Origin of the sequence: Niallia sp. M35 (assembly GCF_050971705.1) — a bacterium.
Taxonomy (GTDB): Bacteria; Bacillota; Bacilli; order Bacillales; family Cytobacillaceae; genus Niallia; species Niallia circulans_A.
This window is the reverse complement of record NZ_JBPCEP010000010.1, coordinates 48,005-66,145: the sequence shown is the minus strand read 5'-3', so window position 1 is coordinate 66,145 and position 18,141 is coordinate 48,005. Positions and strand designations below refer to the sequence as shown.

General features: G+C 35.4%; 24 protein-coding genes. 6 read left to right on the top strand and 18 right to left on the bottom strand.

Annotated features, from left to right (window positions below; translation table 11 throughout):
* Positions 1–232 precede the first annotated feature (232 nt).
* Together NiCM35_RS15105 and NiCM35_RS15100 are read left to right on the top strand one after the other, a co-directional pair.
* Positions 233–1,222, top strand: coding sequence for a LacI family DNA-binding transcriptional regulator (locus NiCM35_RS15105; RefSeq protein ID WP_095331272.1), 990 nt, complete (start codon positions 233–235; stop codon positions 1,220–1,222).
* 147 nt (positions 1,223–1,369) lie between these two features.
* Positions 1,370–1,855, top strand: coding sequence for a CBO0543 family protein (locus NiCM35_RS15100; RefSeq protein ID WP_433779964.1), 486 nt, complete (start codon positions 1,370–1,372; stop codon positions 1,853–1,855).
* On the opposite strand, the gene NiCM35_RS15095 is transcribed toward NiCM35_RS15100, so the two are convergent.
* From NiCM35_RS15095 to NiCM35_RS15075, 5 genes are all read right to left on the bottom strand, one after another.
* Entirely contained in the window at positions 1,852–2,613 is a 762-nt protein-coding gene (locus NiCM35_RS15095) for a YjjG family noncanonical pyrimidine nucleotidase (RefSeq protein WP_095331276.1), read from the bottom strand. The genes NiCM35_RS15100 and NiCM35_RS15095 overlap by 4 nt on opposite strands.
* A gap of 15 nt (positions 2,614–2,628) precedes the next feature.
* On the bottom strand, positions 2,629–3,102 hold the full coding sequence (locus NiCM35_RS15090; RefSeq protein WP_433779962.1) for a DMT family transporter: 474 nt from the start codon (positions 3,100–3,102) through the stop codon (positions 2,629–2,631).
* A 5-nt stretch (positions 3,103–3,107) separates the two neighbouring features.
* On the bottom strand, positions 3,108–3,821 hold the full coding sequence (locus tag NiCM35_RS15085; protein ID WP_095331280.1) for a Crp/Fnr family transcriptional regulator: 714 nt from the start codon (positions 3,819–3,821) through the stop codon (positions 3,108–3,110).
* Between the two features lie 12 nt (positions 3,822–3,833).
* On the bottom strand, positions 3,834–4,259 hold the full coding sequence (locus NiCM35_RS15080; RefSeq protein WP_047943997.1) for a DMT family transporter: 426 nt from the start codon (positions 4,257–4,259) through the stop codon (positions 3,834–3,836).
* A 176-nt stretch (positions 4,260–4,435) separates the two neighbouring features.
* Positions 4,436–5,077 (bottom strand): FMN-dependent NADH-azoreductase, encoded by a 642-nt coding sequence (locus NiCM35_RS15075; protein ID WP_061800665.1) that lies wholly within the window; start codon positions 5,075–5,077, stop codon positions 4,436–4,438.
* A 193-nt stretch (positions 5,078–5,270) separates the two neighbouring features.
* Between NiCM35_RS15075 and NiCM35_RS15070 the strand changes: the two genes are divergently transcribed.
* Positions 5,271–5,732: a GNAT family N-acetyltransferase gene (locus tag NiCM35_RS15070; protein ID WP_433779960.1), complete on the top strand. Its 462-nt coding sequence runs from the start codon at positions 5,271–5,273 to the stop codon at positions 5,730–5,732.
* A gap of 105 nt (positions 5,733–5,837) precedes the next feature.
* Here the strand turns inward: NiCM35_RS15070 and NiCM35_RS15065 are convergent, their stop codons facing one another.
* The 11 genes from NiCM35_RS15065 to NiCM35_RS15015 all read right to left on the bottom strand — a co-directional run bounded on the left by NiCM35_RS15065 (position 5,838) and on the right by NiCM35_RS15015 (position 12,624).
* Entirely contained in the window at positions 5,838–6,203 is a 366-nt protein-coding gene (locus NiCM35_RS15065) for a YybH family protein (protein ID WP_123258732.1), read from the bottom strand.
* A 283-nt stretch (positions 6,204–6,486) separates the two neighbouring features.
* Positions 6,487–7,407, bottom strand: a complete 921-nt coding sequence (locus NiCM35_RS15060) for an LCP family glycopolymer transferase (protein WP_095331284.1) — start codon at positions 7,405–7,407, stop codon at positions 6,487–6,489.
* Positions 7,408–7,439: 32 nt separating this feature from the next.
* Positions 7,440–8,264 carry a hypothetical protein gene (locus NiCM35_RS15055; RefSeq protein WP_123258731.1) on the bottom strand — a complete coding sequence of 275 codons (825 nt, stop codon included), beginning with the start codon at positions 8,262–8,264 and terminating at the stop codon, positions 7,440–7,442.
* Positions 8,257–8,829 (bottom strand): sigma-70 family RNA polymerase sigma factor, encoded by a 573-nt coding sequence (locus tag NiCM35_RS15050; protein ID WP_433779957.1) that lies wholly within the window; start codon positions 8,827–8,829, stop codon positions 8,257–8,259. Before NiCM35_RS15050 ends, NiCM35_RS15055 begins: the two co-directional genes overlap by 8 nt.
* A 174-nt stretch (positions 8,830–9,003) precedes the next feature.
* Positions 9,004–9,498 carry a GNAT family N-acetyltransferase gene (locus NiCM35_RS15045; protein WP_433779955.1) on the bottom strand — a complete coding sequence of 165 codons (495 nt, stop codon included), beginning with the start codon at positions 9,496–9,498 and terminating at the stop codon, positions 9,004–9,006.
* Positions 9,482–9,616: a hypothetical protein gene (locus NiCM35_RS15040; protein ID WP_268877124.1), complete on the bottom strand. Its 135-nt coding sequence runs from the start codon at positions 9,614–9,616 to the stop codon at positions 9,482–9,484. The genes NiCM35_RS15045 and NiCM35_RS15040 overlap by 17 nt, the downstream gene beginning before the upstream one ends.
* A 33-nt stretch (positions 9,617–9,649) precedes the next feature.
* Positions 9,650–10,516 carry a permease gene (locus NiCM35_RS15035; RefSeq protein ID WP_433779953.1) on the bottom strand — a complete coding sequence of 289 codons (867 nt, stop codon included), beginning with the start codon at positions 10,514–10,516 and terminating at the stop codon, positions 9,650–9,652.
* Between the two features lie 83 nt (positions 10,517–10,599).
* Positions 10,600–11,046, bottom strand: a complete 447-nt coding sequence (locus tag NiCM35_RS15030) for a MarR family winged helix-turn-helix transcriptional regulator (protein WP_016201414.1) — start codon at positions 11,044–11,046, stop codon at positions 10,600–10,602.
* 96 nt (positions 11,047–11,142) lie between these two features.
* Complete coding sequence (locus tag NiCM35_RS15025; RefSeq protein ID WP_433779950.1) at positions 11,143–11,616, bottom strand: GNAT family N-acetyltransferase; 474 nt, start codon at positions 11,614–11,616, stop codon at positions 11,143–11,145.
* A 16-nt stretch (positions 11,617–11,632) separates the two neighbouring features.
* Positions 11,633–12,121: a GNAT family N-acetyltransferase gene (locus tag NiCM35_RS15020; protein ID WP_433779948.1), complete on the bottom strand. Its 489-nt coding sequence runs from the start codon at positions 12,119–12,121 to the stop codon at positions 11,633–11,635.
* Entirely contained in the window at positions 12,118–12,624 is a 507-nt protein-coding gene (locus NiCM35_RS15015) for a GNAT family N-acetyltransferase (protein WP_433779946.1), read from the bottom strand. Before NiCM35_RS15015 ends, NiCM35_RS15020 begins: the two co-directional genes overlap by 4 nt.
* Positions 12,625–12,798: 174 nt before the next feature.
* Here NiCM35_RS15015 and NiCM35_RS15010 point away from each other — a divergent pair, with 174 nt between their 5' ends.
* Positions 12,799–13,956, top strand: coding sequence for a class I SAM-dependent methyltransferase (locus tag NiCM35_RS15010; protein WP_433779944.1), 1,158 nt, complete (start codon positions 12,799–12,801; stop codon positions 13,954–13,956).
* A gap of 73 nt (positions 13,957–14,029) precedes the next feature.
* On the opposite strand, the gene NiCM35_RS15005 is transcribed toward NiCM35_RS15010, so the two are convergent.
* A complete protein-coding gene (locus NiCM35_RS15005) occupies positions 14,030–14,935 on the bottom strand; it encodes an NAD(P)/FAD-dependent oxidoreductase (RefSeq protein WP_095331364.1) in 906 nt (301 codons plus the stop codon).
* A gap of 140 nt (positions 14,936–15,075) precedes the next feature.
* On the opposite strand from NiCM35_RS15005, the gene NiCM35_RS15000 reads away from it, so the two are divergent.
* Both NiCM35_RS15000 and NiCM35_RS14995 read left to right on the top strand, forming a co-directional pair.
* Positions 15,076–15,609, top strand: a complete 534-nt coding sequence (locus NiCM35_RS15000) for a sigma-70 family RNA polymerase sigma factor (RefSeq protein ID WP_303985551.1) — start codon at positions 15,076–15,078, stop codon at positions 15,607–15,609.
* The gene (locus NiCM35_RS14995; RefSeq protein ID WP_433779943.1) at positions 15,593–16,717 is read left to right on the top strand and encodes a hypothetical protein; all 1,125 of its coding nucleotides are present in this window, start codon (positions 15,593–15,595) and stop codon (positions 16,715–16,717) included. Before NiCM35_RS15000 ends, NiCM35_RS14995 begins: the two co-directional genes overlap by 17 nt.
* A 65-nt stretch (positions 16,718–16,782) precedes the next feature.
* On the opposite strand, the gene hflX is transcribed toward NiCM35_RS14995, so the two are convergent.
* Positions 16,783–18,039, bottom strand: a complete 1,257-nt coding sequence (gene hflX, locus NiCM35_RS14990) for a GTPase HflX (protein ID WP_433779941.1) — start codon at positions 18,037–18,039, stop codon at positions 16,783–16,785.
* Positions 18,040–18,141 lie beyond the last annotated feature (102 nt).

The window sequence follows — 18,141 nt, the reverse complement described above, 5'->3', positions numbered from 1 at the left end:
TTCTAACAAAAGAATACTATACAAAGATTTTTTTGTAAATATATTTAGTAATATATTTTATTAACATAGAAAAATACAACACTTAATAAATTTAATAATATAATAAATACAAATAAAAACATTTACTTATTAAAAACAACAAAAGGAAAATAATTTACTAAAAAACATTACTAATTTATAAACAAATCGCTTATAATGTATGTATTGAGAACAGTGCTTTTAGGAGGTTTACATGGTCACCATAAAAGATATTGCAAAAAAGGCAGGTTTTTCACCATCTACCGTTTCGAGATTATTAAATAATGATTCAACACTCTCTATTTCTCCAGAAACCAAAAAGAGAATTTTAGATACAGCATTTGAATTAGGATATGAAAGAAAAAGTATTCAACCACTTATTGAAAAGGTGGCACTTCTATACTGGATTACGGATAAAGAAGAGCTAGAGGATGTTTATTTTAAACAAATGCGATTAGAACTGGAAAAAAACGCTATTAACCATAATATTGAATTGCATCTATACAAACATGAAGACGGTATAAATAGTATCCCCCATGATATTTCTGGCTTTATTGCAGTGGGAGCCTTTTCGATGGACGAAATTCAAAAGCTAAGAAAGAAAACAAAAAAGGGGGTTTTCATTGATGCTAACCCTGTTCCTGACCTATATGATGCTGTATTACCGGATACTGTAAGAATCACCAAAAAGGCAATTGATTACTTCATTGAAAATGGGCATCAAAAAATTGGGTTTATTGGTGGAACTTATCATAATCCAGATACAAATGAAGATGAAATGGATATTCGCGAAATCACGTTTCGTGCACATATGCAGAATATAGGATTGCTCGATGAAAGATATATATTTGGCGAAAGGCATTTTTCCGTAAATGATGGCTATACTGTTACAAAGAAAGCAATTGACTGCTTAAAAGAAGAATTGCCGACTGCCTTCTTTATTGCCTCTGATCCAATTGCAGTCGGAAGTCTTCAAGCTTTTAATGAATATAATATTTCGATTCCAAATAGAGTCAGTATTATAAGCGTCAATAATATAAGTGTGGCGAAATATGTATCACCTCCCTTAACAACCTTTCATATTGATATACCCGAACTATGCAAGACAGGTGTTTCTTTACTTCTCGAACAAATTCTAGATCAAAGAAAAATTCCAAAGACTGTTTTACTGCAGTCAGAATTAATTAAACGAAAAAGCACATGATCAAAAAGGCAACAGGGTTTCATTGTCACAAAAAAAGCATCCAAACAGATGCTTTTTTTTTCATACTTTTTTCTTATTGGGGGAATATAAAAAAATCCTATGATAACTTAGAGAAAGGATAATCGTAACTAGACGGGTGATTATTTAGTGGAACGGAAAATATTAAGATTGCTCCTATTTTTAGGAATTGGACTTTTACCAATTATCTTTAGAAAAAAACAAGCAAAGGATTGGTTTCTTGTTTTCTTTTTAAAAGGGTATATGTCTAGTTTTATTGACGGTATTGTTACTTCGAAAAAACGCCTTAGTTTCCCTGTTCGATTTTTACCAAAGCATTTTAAAATTAATGTGTTATTTGATTATTTACTATTCCCGATCACCTGTGTTGTTTATAATCAAATAAGCTATCATTCCAAACTACCTGGAATTATTCTCAAAGCACTTTGTTTTAGTATCCCGATGACGATTGTAGAATTTCTGTTCGAAAAATACACAAAGTTAATCTCCTATAAGAAAGGCTGGAATTGGTATGATACATTGTTAACCGAAACTTGTACCTTCTTAATTTCCAGAATGGGTATTGGGATTATCCGTAAATTGGACAAAGAAGATAAAAAACAATCGATCCATTAAGGGTTCGATTGTTTTTCTTGGTCAAGAAGCACAAGCAATTCTTCTAGTTTTGCTATTTCATATGTTGGCTGGACTTCTAATTCTTTTTTCTTTTTTAATGGATTAAACCAGCATGTATCAATTCCTGCATTGCATCCGCCTTGTATATCGGCGCTTAGCGAATCGCCAATAATTAAAGTTGTCTCTTTGTTGATTTGCGGGATTCGTTCAAAGCAATAATCAAAGAACTCCTTCATTGGCTTTTGATAGCCAGTCTCTTCTGAGACAAATACAGCTTTAAAGAATGGGTAAAGACCTGAGGATTTTAACCGCTTCTCTTGGATTTTTGATATTCCATTGGTCACAATATATAAATCAAATCGATTGGAAATCCTTTGAATTAAATCAAATGCTCCATCTAACAGCTGATTTCCTTCTCCTAAATAATCGCGATAGCTTTGTTGTAATAAAACACCGTCTACTTTTATGCCCAATGTGTCAAAGAAGAGGGTAAATCTTGTATTGACGACCTCATCGCGCGTTATTTTTCCTTCTTCAAAGGCTTTCCAAAGGCCCTTATTGAGCTCTTGGTATTGCTGTTTCCATTCATCTCTGTAGGAAACTCCTTGCTCTTGCAGCAATAATCGAAAGGCGTGATCTTCTGCAGCTGTAAAGTCTAGTAAAGTATCGTCCACATCAAAAAGCAATGTTTGATAACACTTTACGCTCCCAGCGTTTTTGCTAGTGGTCTCTTCCTTATTATTCAGTAATCCTTGCATGTAAACTCACTCCTATTATTTCAGCAGTTCTTTCACTGGCTGTTTCTTCTCTGATGCACCACCCATTTTGAACACGAGAATTCCACCGATAATAACTAATACTCCTATTAATTGCTTGAAAGTAAACGGAACCTGATCTAATCCCAATAAACCAAAGGAATCAAATAGCAAGGCAAAAACAAGCTGAGAAGACAAAGAAATCGACACAGCATATGTTGCTCCCAAATGCTTAATCCCCTTTGTCATGCATACAACAACACCGACACCAATAATTCCGCTGAACCAATACCATGTGTGCATATTTTCTAAGCGAAAAAGGCCTGTACCTTCTGAAATAATACCCAAAGTAAAGGAGGCAATAAAGCCTAACGCTAACACTAGAGTCGTCGTTGCCCAAAGACCAGCCTTCTGATTTACTCGATTATTGAATATATTCTGCACCCCAACGAGACTCCCGCTAATAAAGGCAATCAGTAATCCATATATCATGTTTTTTATTCACCTGCCCCTTCTTCGTAAATACTTTTACCAGCTAAATTCAATAAACCATCGCGGTTTTTCACGATAATAAACCCCTTTTTCCGTTCAATCAATCCATCCTGACAGAATTGCTGTATTACCCTATTTAAATGACGATAGCTAGTGCCAATTAGATTGGCTGTATCCTTAAGATTAATTTCCTTACCATCCGTATTGTATAAAGGATCCTCCTTATCAAAAGAAACAGATACTAAATAACTAGCCAGTCTCACTTCCACTGGGTAAAATAAATTGAAACGCATCGAACTAGATTTTATATAGAATTTTTTCGTAATAATATCCAATAAAAACTGCAAGAAAGGGGCATAATCATTCGCATATTGCTTTAAATATCGTTTGTGTACACCAATGACCACCCCATCTGTGATAGCTTCCACCGTGTTCAAAATATCTGTATTCCTTACATATTCAACGTCCCCAACCATTTCGATTGGTGTTTTAAAGGATAGAATTAACGTTTTTCCTTCTGCTGTTGTCGTATATATTTTCACCTTGCCATCTACCAAAATGTAAAGATATTCCGCTGCCTGTCCTTGCGTACAAATAAATTCCCCTTGATTAAAAGCATAAAGATGTAAATGGTCTTTCAACTTTTTCGGAAAGATTGCTTCTAATTGAAACTTGCGAATATATTTTTCTATCTGCTCTAGATTTCCCATTTCTTTCACGGATGGTTCTCCTTACATTTTTAATAAAAGAACACCTATTATCATCATACCAATTCCAATAAACTGCGGAGCTCTCATTTGCTGCTTTTCCAGTCCAAACCAGCCATTGCTATCTATTAGAAAAGTTATAAATAACTGGGCAATCAAAGCTGTTGAGATTGTTAACGTTGCTCCCACTAAATGCATGGCAGTAATCGTACTGAAAATAACAACCGAAGCAAAAGATCCTCCCGCCAAATATAATGGCTTTACTTGTTTATATTTTGAAAATGCTTCTTCCTTTACGATTAACAAGATTAGAAATGCAAGTACAAAACCAGTAAATTGTGTAATGGTAGCTGCCTGCCAAGAACCAATATCCTGACTAATTTTTGCATTTGCCACTCCTTGAAGGGTAATGAATGCCCCACCCATTAGTGCAAATAAAATACCTCTCATTTGTTCGACCCCTTGTTGTTTGATTTCCTTTTTAAAGATAATCGATTTCTAAAAATAGGAAAAGGACATATGTCCTAAATACTCCTTCTCCTAGTATAATCTTTTTTCCATAAAAAAACTCCGTCTGAAAACTTAATTTCAAACGGAGTTTATCTATTTAACTAGTTAAATATCTATTAAACAGTTTGTGCTGCTAATTTCTTTCCAGCAGCAGCAACTTTTTGTAATCCTTCTTCAATGATAGAAGCAGCTTTATCAGGCATTGCGTTATGGCCTTCGATAATAACTTCATCAATGATTTCCATACCAAATACGCCACCAAATACAGCACGCATATAGTTAACAGCCATTTCAGAAGAAGCAGCTTCTGGAGTAGAATAAACGCCGCCACGTGCATTTAAAAGGATTGCTTTCTTATCTGTCATTAATTGAATCATGTTACCTTCTGCATCAAATTTAAAGGCAAAGCCTGCAGCATATACATAATCAATAAATGTTTGTAATTTAGCTGGAATAGTTAAGTTCCAAAGCGGGAATGCGAACACTACTACATCAGCAGCTGTTAAAGCATCCATCGCTTTTTGCTTTGCAGCTAATAAGCGTTGCTCTATATCTGTTAATTCTTCTCCGCTTTGCACTTTACCGAAAGCATCAAATAATTCTTGACCAAAATAAGGAGTATCTTCTGCATAGACATCATATACATTCACATTAAGGTTTTCAGCACCCTTAACAGATTCCATAAACGTTTCATACATTTTGCTTGATACAGCTTCAGCTGCTGGACGATTGTTTGCTTTTACTACTAATACATTCATTTATTTCATTTTCCTTTCCCTCATACAAATTTAAACCTATGTGAATATCATAACAAAAAAAATGGTTCAAAGGCAAATATTTTTAATTAAAGATATTTAATTAAATATTTCCAATCAAAATGCAAATAAGCTATTCCACTTGAATGAGGAAATTAGTAGAATAGTAGGTAAAATAATGAAAAGGATGATGAGGATGCACATTATAATCGACCCTGTTACATCAAAAGAAATCATTGCTTTATTAGAGGATCATTTACATAGCATGACCCTTCACTCCCCTCCTGAGAGCATTCATGCATTAGATGTGGAAGGATTAAGAAAACCAGATGTAACCTTTTGGAGTGCATGGGAGGATGGAGAGCTAACTGGCTGCGGCGCATTAAAAGAGCTAGATAACAAGCATGGAGAAATAAAGTCTATGAAAACCTCCCCTCTTCATCTACGAAAAGGAGTAGCAAGAAAACTACTCCTCCATATTATCGCAGAAGCCAAAAATCGTGGCTATAGCCGATTAAGTTTAGAGACAGGTTCCATGGATGCTTTTCTACCAGCCAAAAAACTATACGAAAGCTTAGGATTTGAGTATTGCGGCCCATTTTCGGATTATACCGAAGATCCAAATAGTGTTTTTATGACGTTAGCATTAGAAAAATAAGATTTTAAATATTCATTCGATTATAACTGCAGGCCAGTCCGTTTCCACTGATTCACAATGAATAATTGGAAACGGACTTTCCCCTTATCTTCCTTGTAATCGGCATTAAAAGCTACTCAAATGCTCATGAATGATTTTCCAATTTCCATCTGTATCTTTTACGAACACATTCGTTGCTCGTCCACTGCCTTTTATAAATTCGCCTTTATAATATCCCTCATAATGATAATGATAGACGCATGTTGCTGTGTCATTTCCCATACCTAGCCACTGTATATCTGCAGCTGAATACTTTTCTTCCTTGATAGTGTTCCACGCATTCTCAAAATAATTTTTTATCTCCTCTTTACTTCTGCATGTTTGGTCTGAGAACCAATATATCGCTTGTGGGTGCAGCAGCCGTTCTACATTTTCGAAGTCATGCGTATTTGTCGCATCAATATATTGCTCTAATAGATTAATTGGGCTCATATAAAGTAACCTTCTTCCCTATTTTATTTAGATTTACCTTATTATAATATGTTTGCATAGAACGAGAATAGATTTGATAAAAATAATGGCTAGTCGTTTTCTTTTGGCTTTTACTGGATCTTGAGATGCCTACTATCATTCTATCATTCTGGATTAGCTAGTAGTTGCAGTCCTACCGTCCGTTAAGAGCGGAATCAATCTTCCTACTTTGCCACCAAAATCATAATATAGATGGATACTTGCTTTATTTTCACAGTCCAACGCATATTTAATTCTTACCATCTCAATCTAAAAGATTATTCGCAAGCATTTCCTTAATATGATTTCTTTCCTCTTCATTTACCACGAAGAAATACTTACCATCTATATAAGCATCCTCACCTTTTACCTCATATTGTTCCATTCTATTTCTAGTATTCTTATAGCCTTTTTCAATAGATATCATCTCATTCAAGGGAATATTAGTTTTAACATTTTCACCTAAAGTCTCTAATATATCCTTAAATTTAGTAACTGAGGAGATACTAGTTCCTTTATCAATAATCGCTGCTATCACCTTTCTTTGTCTTTCATTCCTGCCAAAATCTCCTCTAGGGTCCAGTTTTCTCATTCTCGCATAACCTAATGCCTGCTCCCCATCTAAATCTATATTTCCTAATTGATAATGATATCCTTTCTTGTAGTACCCTTCATCAAGCCATTCAATTTCATTATCTACGGTTATGCCACCTAAAGCATCGACCATCCCACTTAGTGCTTCCATATTAATTTTTATATAATAGTCCAATTTTTGGCCAGTAAATCCCTCTACTGTATCTAATACCATCTTCACTCCCCCTAACGCATAAGCAGAGTTAATTCTAGTAATCGCCCCGTTTCCGACTATTTCTGCTCTTGTATCTCTCGGTATACTTATCATTTGTAATTTTTCCTTCACCGGATTTAACGTCATAACAATCAAGGCATCAGTTCTCCCCACATCGTTCTTCCGCTCATCCACTCCCATTAATAAAATGGAGATAGGCTTTTTATCTTTGACATTTTCACTTCTTAGCTTACTTTCCGTTTTTGTTTCTCCATCAATAGGTTCATAAACCTTATCTACTGTATTATCTATCGTTTTATACAAGTAAAATACAAAACTACATATACTAATAAAAATAATAGATAATATACTTATAGTAATTTTCTTATGTTTTTTCATGGTTATCTCTCTTTCTTTTTATTACTCCTTATTTAAAAAAGTTGGAATACATCGTCCGGAACTTCCTTATTTATCCATATATCAATTGTATCTATTATTACTTTGCTCGCGCCATTTTGATCATATAAAGCTAAATACAAAATAATACCTGTTTCCTTATCTACTGTCAGAGCAAAAGCATCTTTCTTGGGAAAATGAGTATTATCCGGCTGCTTACCTTCAATCTGATAGAGCACTCTCCCAAACCGCTCTACTTCCTTGTATTTCCAATTATTATAATTTTCAAGAAGTGAAATATACTTTCTGCCTTCGAAAATGGAACCTAAATATCCTGATTCTATAAATTCCTGTTTTGTTAAATTTTTTTCATCAGAAATGCCTATTGTGGAATTTTTATAGATTAGCTTTCCATCTTTCCATAATATATTTATTGTTTGATAACCATCTTCGGTCCATACTTTCTCGCTGGATTTATATAGTTCTTTGTCTAGATTTAATGTAAAAGTTATAGTATTAGCTTTATCTCCATCACTCATTCTATTCTCGAATTGGCCAACAACAGTATGCACAGGTTTAAATGTTTGGGATAATCTTTCAACAATTTCCTTTTTATCTCGGTATTGTGCTGAAACACTCTGATTTATCATAAGACTTTTTATACCAATAAAAAAAAGGATAATCATGACTACACTAATGATTGCCGGAATATATTTATGAACAAACCATGGGCTTTTTCTTTTCTTTCCAGAATAATTAATCTGCTTCAATACCTTTTGCTTCTGTTCCTCCGAAAAATTTATTTCCTTTAATATCGTTCCGTTCATTTTCTCATCTAAATTTTTTAGTTTTTCATCCATTGCCATCTCCTCCATCAAGCAGTTTTTTTAGCTTCTGACGTGCACGATGCATTCTGGACTTTACCGTATTCTCATTCAATTCTAGTAATTCTGCTATTTCATGTTGAGAAAGACCTTCATAGTAGTAGAGAATAATCACTTCTCGAAGGGGAACAGACAAAGAAATGACTTGTTCGGAAATAAAGCGATTCTCTTCATTTAAAAGAATTTGTTTCTCCACCGATTGCTCCTTAGTATCTCTTTTAAAAGAAAGAAAGTCTGCAAAAAGGATATTTTTATAAGACCAGCTTTTTAAGACATCTTTACAGCGATTTACCGTGATACGGTATACCCAAGTCTTATAGGATGCCTCGTTTCGAAAATTATCGATATTTTCATAACATTTTATAAATACATCCTGAGCAATATCCTCTGCTGTTTGTTTATGGCGAACATAGGTATATGCTAATCGGACAACACTTTTTCCGTACTCATCCATTAACCAAATAAGGCGTTCTTCCTTTTCAAGAGGATCATTAGAGCTCATTTGCTCTCTCTGATGCATATTGTGCTTTTTCTCAAGCATCTAAAACCTCCTCCTTTTTCCTATTACGTTTAGACGACACAAACCTCTTTTAGGTTCTGTTTTTTCTCCATATTTTCTTTTAATATGGGTAAGAGACTTTCTTTAGAGATTTATTGTATTTACTACCCAACTAAAAAAATCCAAGAAAGCATCTATCACTTTCTCGGATTACAATTAGAACTTCCTGCTTCTTCTTTCCACCAATACTATATCTCTCCACTCATCATCTAACTTGCCAATTTTCTCCCGAAAGCCAACTTCTCTAAAGCCACAGCTCTTATGAAGGTGGATGCTTGCTTTATTTTCTGGAAATATGCCTGATTGCAGTGTCCAATAACCACTTTGTTCAGAATGTTCAATTAATTTTTCTAATAAAAGTTTCCCATATCCTTTGCGATGATAAGCTGGATGTATATACACACTGTGCTCCCCAACCCCTTGATATACACAACGGTTCGATACTTTGCTGATAGCAGCCCAACCAATCACTCTATACGTTTCTTTGTCTAATAGGACTAGGCTAGCAGTTAAATCTTTATTATTGCTCCATTTTTCCCAAGTGGGAACATCTGTCTCAAATGTTGCTTGTCTTGATTGTATCCCTAACCTATAAATAGCTGCGATTGCTTCCCAGTATTTCTCCGAAATCTTCTCAACCTTTACGCTCATCCTCCTTCTCCTCCTTCACGACACAACAGCCATCTTTTTTCTTTCCTACTTCTTCTATCATAATGGTACAACAATCATTTTTCTGCTCTTTTTTCATTATTTTTTTTAAAATATTCATAATAAATCATTCCTCCTGCTAATTGTTTTCCTTTTAGATAAAATAAAACAAAAATCCTGAAATCGTGGACATCGAAATAACTGATAAAATAAACGCGAACACTAATTTCCGCTTAAAGATGCTATTTAATAAGCTTAGCTCCGGTAGACTTGCTCCTGCTGAGCTGATCATCATTGCCATGACTGGTCCGAGCGCCATCCCCTTCGCAATAAGAATCTGGGAAATCGGAATCATAGATGATAACCGAATATATAAAGGAATACCAATAATGGCTGCGATTGGAATCAACCACCACTTCTCTCCGCCTAAGTAGGTTGCTACAAACTCTGTTGGCACGATTCCTCCTATCACTGCTCCAATACCTGCTCCTATTAACAAAAAAGGGTAAACAGTTTTCATTAATGTTAAAATTTCAGAAACTGTATTTTTCAAGCTAAATCCATTCTCTGCTTGAGACGCATTTTTGATGATGACATTTTTTACTTCTTTTTCAAACCCCCATTTCTCTAATACAAAGCCAAGTATAACTGAAAGTATCGTTGTAATTGCCGTATATGTGAGAGCTACTTTCCATCCCATTAGAACAGCCATTACAGTTAAAATAGTTGGATCAAGAACGGGAGAAGTAAATAAAAAGATCATAACGGTGCTAAACCGGATTTTATTTTTTAATAAATTCACCACAACCGGTATGGTAGAACAGGAACAAAAAGGGGTAATAAAAGCAAAGACTACTGCAATCAGCGCACTAACAATAGGTGGAGCCTCCTTCATCCACATCTCCACTTTGTTATAGCGAATAAATCCTTGCAGCAGGTTAACAATGAAAGATACAACCACAAACAGAACAGTTAATTCGATTACTAACCATGCGAAATTTTTCAACACTTCATACCACATCTTAAAAGCCTCCTATTATTTGCAAAATACAAGTATTATATCAGAGCTATATTAAGAAGGAAATCTAACATAGCTTTTTTCCATCACTTAACCGGGTGACAACACATATTGCTTTTTGCCATGGAACTATTTAATAACTTTAACGACCGGATTACCGTTTCTCTTTCAAAGTCTGACATAAAGGAGAGAACTTCTTCTAAATATTGATTCATTTGGGTATCAATAGAAGTCGCAATCGCTTTTCCTTGCATTGTTAATTGGAGTACGTATACTCTCTTGTCGTTCATTGATTGTTGCTTATTCACTAATTCCATTTTTACTAAAGATTGAATTTGCCGGCTAAAGGTGGTAATATCCATTCCAATAAGCTCCGCTATTTCTTGCATTGACGGATTACTTCTCTTATCAATTTCATATAAAATATGACTTTGGACAAGCGATATTTCTGTTTTTCCAACAGAACAACAATTTTTATCCAGTACACCAAATCTTCTCATCGTAATTTGTAAAATCTCACGGATATTTTCCATCCCTTTTCCCCTTTTCTTTATGAAGTTATTTTTATTATATCCTATTATTTGCATTTTGCAACTATTTAATTCAGACTGTTTTTTAAACAGTCCAACTTACACTTTTCTGCCGAGAATAATTTGTTCTCCTTTTGGTCCCATCACTCTTCTTCCTGTCTCAACAAATCCTGCTTTCTGATAAACATATTGTGCTCTAGTATTTTTTACATTCACAGCCAAGATTACTTCCTTTTTCGCAGGAAAATGCTTTTTCACAAAGGGAACTAATTGTTCCATTGATTTCCCACCTATCCCTTGCCCCTGAAACGAATGCTGAATAGAATAAGCTCGCATAAGAATAGCTTCTTTATTGTCACTATACGATTTTACTCCCTCCCATCCATGAAGGACAAAAAAACCCGCAACCATCCCATCATTTAAGATAACAATAGGATGACGATCCTCTTCCGTTAAACATTTCTCTAAAGCATCAAGCGGCGTACTTGTATAATATAGCTGTTCATCCGATAAAAGATATTCTTCTAATTGCCGCTTATATTTTTCTTCATAAAATTCCAATGATACAGGCACTATCTTCACCTTCCATTTACTTTGTTGTTGATAGATTTTTCACTAGCACTACTTCATCTCTAATAGGAATACCATCGTTTCCGAGGAAAGGGATTTCTGATTTAATCTTTCTAGCTTCTTTTACTGCGTCTTTAAGCAATTCTGCTAAACAATAGCCCCTTTTTTGGTAAAACTTTAAGGCTAGTAAATTATCATTTGTTGTAATTATTTTGACCTGATCACATGGGACTTGTTTGGCTGTTCGTTCAACAGTTTGTAATAGCTTTGTCCCAACACCCCTTCCTTCTTCGATACTGTCTAAAGAAATAATTTCACACTCTGTATCTCTTAAAATGTAGGTTATTAAACCAATCATTTCTCCTTCTTTATTCCAGGCAATAAATCCATCTAAAGCACTGCAATCATAGATGCCTGTAGAAAGGACCATTTCCGGGCTTCCCCAATGAGATTGGAAAAATAATTTTACTTTTTCACGGTTGGTTTCAGTAATCGCGGTAATATTCATATCAATTCCTTCTCCATACAAAGATATTTTTGATGCCCATTAGGCTTAGAGGCAAAGAAAACCTCTCCTTTTTCTATATAACCATGCTTTTTATATAACTTTAAAGCTTGAGGGTTTCCTGAAAATACATCTAATCGGATGCTATCATATCCTTTGGCAAGAGCATATTCCTCCATATGCTGGACCATGATTGCTCCTATGCCTTTTCCTTGGTAACGGGGATTAAGCATGAGAGAGTGAATAATCAAAGGATTATTTCCATTCCATGGAATGGACTGCCATTCCTCTGTTTGCCATTCATTTAATACCACATGTCCCACTATCTTATCCTCTTCTAATAAAACGAATAGCATCTTGTTTTCCATGCAGTCCTGGAAATAACCTCTATTAGGATAATGATCATCCCATTGGAAAATATCATGCTTAATTAGATTTTCTCTGCATTTGATATATATATCATTAACTTCTTCTAGCATATTGGCTCTTGCCGTTATAAATCGCAATTTCATTCCACCTCTTTCCTATCATGATGCTCGTCTCCATTTTACCATTTTCACTCTTATATGGGGATAATTTCCCTTATAAATGTCCATTTTCTCGTTTGAGCATATCGAACACATATTTCATGGAATAGAGGTAAAATTATACATATAACATAAGAGTAAGAGGTGAATGGTGTGTTCGAGAAATCTATATATAAAACTATTCTAAGCAATTCCTTCACCATTCCAGTGAAGGTTACTTATTGGGATGGAAAGTCAGTTGTTTATGGTAACGGCGATCCTGCCATAGAGCTTATTTTTAGAAAGCCTATTCGTATTAAAGACATTCATAATAACGCATCATTAGCTTTAGGAGAAGCATACATGGACGGGAAGATTGAAATAAAAGGAAGTATCGAGGATTTAATTGCGTCTGCCTATGAAAATGCATCTAGCTTTATGCAAAATAATAAGTTTAGGAAATTTGTTCCCAAACAATCTCATACAAAAGCGCGAAGTAAAGAAGATATCCAAAATCATTACGATATCGGCAATGACTTTTATAAACTATGGCTAGACCGTTCCATGACTTATTCCTGTGCCTATTTCAAAAATCCAGAAGACACATTAGAAACCGCACAGCAAAATAAGGTGGATCATATTTTAAAAAAATTAAATCTATCTCCGGGCCAGCATCTCTTAGACATTGGCTGTGGATGGGGGAATCTTATTTTTACTGCGGTTAAAGATTATCAGGTGAAGGCAACCGGCATTACTTTGAGCCAAGAACAGTATGATTATGTGACCCAACTAGCTAAGGAAAAAGGATTATCGGAAAGCATAACCGTCTATTTAATGGATTATCGTGATTTAAAGGATAGAAACTTTGACCGCATCACTAGTGTAGGGATGTTTGAACATGTAGGTAAGGAAAATCTTCAAGCCTATTTCCACCAGGTACATCAATTGCTAAAAGATGATGGGGCAGCCTTAATTCATGGAATTTCACGTCAACAAGGTGGCGCAACTAATGCTTGGATCAACAAATATATTTTTCCTGGAGGCTATATCCCTGGAGTCGCAGAGCTAGTCAGCCATATGACAGCTGAAAATCTCCAATTAGTAGACTTAGAAAGCCTTCGTCGCCATTATCAAAAAACATTAGAAATATGGCATGCTAACTTTATCGCTAACCTAGAGGAAATCAGGAAAACAAAGGATGAACGCTTTATCCGCATGTGGGACTTGTATTTGCAGGCTTGTGCCGCTTCCTTTAAAGCCAGCAACATTGATGTTATTCAATATTTATTGGTTAAGAAAAGCAGTAATTCGTTACCAATGACGAGAGGATAAAGAATCAGGGGGAAGGTTATTACACTTCCCTTTTTTAAACAACAGAAGCATAAGAACCAGCCCTTTGATTCCTTTAAAATCTTTCCAGCATAAGATCTGTATTTACAGCTATAGCTACTTTGCTTCCATCCGCAGCAGCAAACAGTAAGGATGATGCCCCTTCCTTTTCGGTTTCTCCGGCAACATAAACATTTTTTTTGGATGTTCTCCCTGATCCATCTGTTACTAACACTCCATTTTCATAGACATCTAATCTTAGCTGCTCCACAAACTGATTGGAGCGATAATAAGAAGGAGAAACGAAGCCCCCCGTTCTAGCAATCTGCCTTCCTGATGTAAACACAACTTGCTGAAGATACCCATTTTCGCCTATTAAGCTCTTTATTGGTTCGGTAACGATTGGAACATTCCGCTTGAGGAATATTTCTTTTGTAGTTGGAGAAATCGCTGCACCATTTGTTGCTATCACTAAATCCTTCGACCAATTATAAACTAACCTTCCCATATGTAATGCTTGTGCTTCCGTGTAAGCAATAATAAGAAGAGCTTGATCTCTTAGCTCCCAGCCATCGCAGTATGGGCAGCTAAAAAGGCTTTTCCCATAATATTGTCTCGCATTAGGAATCGGAATAATCTCTTGTACACCAGTCGCTAAAATAATTTTCTCTGCTAAATATTCTTTATGTTTTTTCGTTTTAACCAGAAACACTTCTGCCCCTCTTAACTTTTCTATTTCCGTTACCGTATCCTTATAGGGAAAAATGCTCGGATAGTTCATTAAATCATTCATCCCTAATTCCTTAAACATCTGTGGACTTATTCCATCTCTTGTTAGAAAGCCATGTGATTCATGACTTACTCTATTTCTATTCGTTCCATCATCAAAGATAGCCACACTTCTTCTCGCTCTCCCTAGTGTCAGCGCAGCACTCATTCCAGCTGGACCACCACCAATAACTATACAATCAAGAATATTCATCTCCATAGATTCCCCCTTTTTCCTTCTATTTTAAGTATATGAACGACGTTGCCTTCGTAGTGCTAGAATAAATTTGTAAAAAAGAGAAACCGTTCGTCTGTTTGTTTTGTCTAATCTGTAGGTAGAAAGGAGAGGGGACTGTGGAGAAGCAAGAAAGAGATAAATTGCTTACAAACGCGATGGATACATATGGTCATTATTTATCCCGACTTGCCTACGCCCTTGTGAAAGATAGGGAAAAAGCAGAGGACATTGTGCAGGATGTGTTTATTCGTTATTATTTGCAGCTTGATCAATTTGAAGGTCGATCTAGTGTGAAAACATATTTATATCGTATAACGGTAAATGAATGCCGAAACTACTTTAAAAGCTGGGCTTTTCGAAAAGTCGAAGTTTCGAAGATTAAGAACACTTTTCTGATCCATAAAGAAACACCCGAAGAAGCCTATTTAAAACAGGAAAGTAAAAATTATCTTGCCGACTTACTTAATAAACTACCAATAAAGTATAAGGAAGTCTTATGGTTATATTACTACGCTGAATTATCTACACAGGAAATCAGCGAGATATTAAACTGTTCCAGCAATACGGTTAAAACTAGACTAGCGAGAGGACGGAAGAAAGCACAACTAACAATGAGTGAGGAGGAGATAAATCGTGCCAAAGAACATTAAACAATTATTTGATGAAATAATCCCAGCGGATATCACCCTTTCCGAAGAAAACAAACAAAGGATTTTACGAAATGCAAACCAGCAAATGCAAAACATTAGTCAGAGAAAACGAATATTCCGTCCAATATGCAGTGTAGTTGGCATTATTAGTCTTCTCCTTATTTTAATTAGTCCTTCTCTAGTAAACCGGCTTTCAACACACTCTTCTTTTCATACACCGATGGAAAAAGTAACTATACCAAATGTTGATTATTCATCTTTAATCCATTCTTTCTATATAAAGGAAACGAACGAATTGATTTATGCTGATAAAAAAAGCATTTATTCTTATTCCCTCACATCGCACTCACAGCAAGTACTTGTCGAATCTGGTGCAAACATTGATATATATGTACTGACAGCAAATGCGCATTGGCTTGTGTGGGGAGAAAAAAATAATAAGCTTTTTATTAAAAATCGAAAAACACTCTCACAGAAAGAATATAAAAAGGACATTATAGGAGATGTTCAATTGAAAGGAAATACATTAATTTATGATGATACTTCTGGATATAAGCAGTTAAATTTATCAACATTTAAGGAAACTAGCATTCATGGTTTCACGGGAATTGCCAGAAACAGCAAAGCTGATTTAGATCGTAATTTACTTGTTATTCCTGAGCAGTTTAAATCAAATAACAGAAATAAAACGGAGTTTTTTGTCTATAATCTAACCAACCTAAAACAAGTTGGGAATTATAGCGTTCCCTATAAAGCAGCGGAAAACGTTACTTTAATAAATAATAAAATATATGCAGCTTTTTCAAATGAGGATGAGAGCCCATCTATTTTAGGGTATATCGATCTCACTAATGGAGTATTTCATGAAATCCCCACACCACCCTTTACTACTTATGCTGTCTATAAAAATTACGTTGCATTAAGTGTAGTGGAAAAAAATACAGATACAGTTAAACTATATCAATTAGAAACGGAAAATTTAAAGGAACTACCCATATTTAATAATATAAAAGAACGCCTAGTCATGCCCCGTTTCACCGATGATGGATCCTTAATAGTAAACGGAGAGGCAGCAGATTTTTCTATGTACTTGCAGGATATAGAATGAGCAGAGGGACGGCTCTTGCGCTTTCTTTTTCAAAAATAGAAGCGTAGAACGTCCCTCTGCGTATTTTAAATTACGTATTCTCGATAACGATTATAGTCTTCTTCTTTGCATTCGATGGATAGGAATATGCCTTCTTCCTTATATTCTGTTGAAAGGATATTTGCCTTTTCCGTCAAATAGGATAGTACATTCCCTTTATCATACGGGATAGTCATTTCACAGGAAATATACTGCTTAAAGACATTTTTAGAAATAGCTTCCACTAGTTCATTTATTCCTATTTGCTTTTTAGCAGAAAGGTAAACTCCATCTGTTCCTGCCATCGAAGTTTCTCCTGCTGCTAAATCTATCTTATTAAAAGCATAGATAGCGGGGATATTTTCCGCGTTAAGCTCTTTTAAAGTCTTATTAGTCACATTGATTTGCTCTTGATAATTTGGATTAGAGTAGTCAACGACATGAATAAGCAAATCAGCTTCCGCCACTTCCTCCAAGGTCGACCTGAATGCTTTTACTAATTGGTGCGGTAATTTACTAATAAACCCAACTGTATCTGTTAATAAAAAGGATTTATTATTTGGTAATGTAATATTGCGCACTGATGTTTCAAGGGTTGCGAAGAGCATATTCTTTTCAAACACCATTTTCTCTGTTGCAGCATGATATTTTTCAAGCAGCACATTCATTAAAGTCGACTTCCCAGCATTCGTATAGCCAACGAGTGCAATACTTGGCAACTCTTTCTTTTTTCGCATCTTTCGCTGGTTTTTACGTTGGACCACAAGCGTATCTAATTCTTTATGCAAGCGACTAATTCTGTCTTCAATCCGTCTTCGATCCAATTCAAGCTTCGTTTCCCCTGACCCTCTATTTATAAGGCCAGATCCTCCTCCCTGACGACCTAGTGATTCTCCTAAACCAGCTAATCGAGGCAGCATATATTGCAATTTTGCGATTTCAACTTGGAGCATCGCTTCTTTTGTCTTCGCTCTTTGAGCAAATATATCTAAAATCAATACTGTCCTGTCAATGATTCGGCAATCTGTTGCTTCCTCTAAATTACGAACTTGGGAAGGAGACAGCTCATCATTGAAAAGAACAGCCTGTACGTCCTTCTCCGCAAGCAATGCAGTTAACTCCTGCAGTTTCCCTTTCCCAATATAGTGTGCAGAATGAACCCGATCCAACTTCTGCGTTATCTCTCCCACTACTTCTATATCACAAGCTTCTGCCAATTGAATTAGCTCTTCCATTGAATTAGCAAAGTCTTCTTTCTGATCATAATGAACGCCTACTACTATCGCTTTTTGTTTTCCTTCCATTCCTGTTCCTCCATTCTGTTCATAAAAAAACACACAGGTGGCCACCTGTGTGTGAAGCAATCGGAATAAGAAAGAGGAATAGTATTTATTTAAAGTAAACCC

Coding starts and splice junctions, on each gene's coding strand:
- NiCM35_RS15105 (WP_095331272.1), top strand. CDS start 233: ATGGTCACCATAAAAGATATTGCAAAAAAGGCAGGTTTTTCACCATCT.
- NiCM35_RS15095 (WP_095331276.1), bottom strand. CDS start 2,613: ATGCAAGGATTACTGAATAATAAGGAAGAGACCACTAGCAAAAACGCT.
- NiCM35_RS15090 (WP_433779962.1), bottom strand. CDS start 3,102: ATGATATATGGATTACTGATTGCCTTTATTAGCGGGAGTCTCGTTGGG.
- NiCM35_RS15080 (WP_047943997.1), bottom strand. CDS start 4,259: ATGAGAGGTATTTTATTTGCACTAATGGGTGGGGCATTCATTACCCTT.
- NiCM35_RS15075 (WP_061800665.1), bottom strand. CDS start 5,077: ATGAATGTATTAGTAGTAAAAGCAAACAATCGTCCAGCAGCTGAAGCT.
- NiCM35_RS15070 (WP_433779960.1), top strand. CDS start 5,271: ATGCACATTATAATCGACCCTGTTACATCAAAAGAAATCATTGCTTTA.
- NiCM35_RS15065 (WP_123258732.1), bottom strand. CDS start 6,203: ATGAGCCCAATTAATCTATTAGAGCAATATATTGATGCGACAAATACG.
- NiCM35_RS15060 (WP_095331284.1), bottom strand. CDS start 7,407: ATGAAAAAACATAAGAAAATTACTATAAGTATATTATCTATTATTTTT.
- NiCM35_RS15055 (WP_123258731.1), bottom strand. CDS start 8,264: ATGGATGAAAAACTAAAAAATTTAGATGAGAAAATGAACGGAACGATA.
- NiCM35_RS15050 (WP_433779957.1), bottom strand. CDS start 8,829: ATGCTTGAGAAAAAGCACAATATGCATCAGAGAGAGCAAATGAGCTCT.
- NiCM35_RS15045 (WP_433779955.1), bottom strand. CDS start 9,498: ATGAGCGTAAAGGTTGAGAAGATTTCGGAGAAATACTGGGAAGCAATC.
- NiCM35_RS15040 (WP_268877124.1), bottom strand. CDS start 9,616: ATGAATATTTTAAAAAAAATAATGAAAAAAGAGCAGAAAAATGATTGT.
- NiCM35_RS15035 (WP_433779953.1), bottom strand. CDS start 10,516: ATGTGGTATGAAGTGTTGAAAAATTTCGCATGGTTAGTAATCGAATTA.
- NiCM35_RS15030 (WP_016201414.1), bottom strand. CDS start 11,046: ATGGAAAATATCCGTGAGATTTTACAAATTACGATGAGAAGATTTGGT.
- NiCM35_RS15020 (WP_433779948.1), bottom strand. CDS start 12,121: ATGAATATTACCGCGATTACTGAAACCAACCGTGAAAAAGTAAAATTA.
- NiCM35_RS15005 (WP_095331364.1), bottom strand. CDS start 14,935: ATGAATATTCTTGATTGTATAGTTATTGGTGGTGGTCCAGCTGGAATG.
- hflX (WP_433779941.1), bottom strand. CDS start 18,039: ATGGAAGGAAAACAAAAAGCGATAGTAGTAGGCGTTCATTATGATCAG.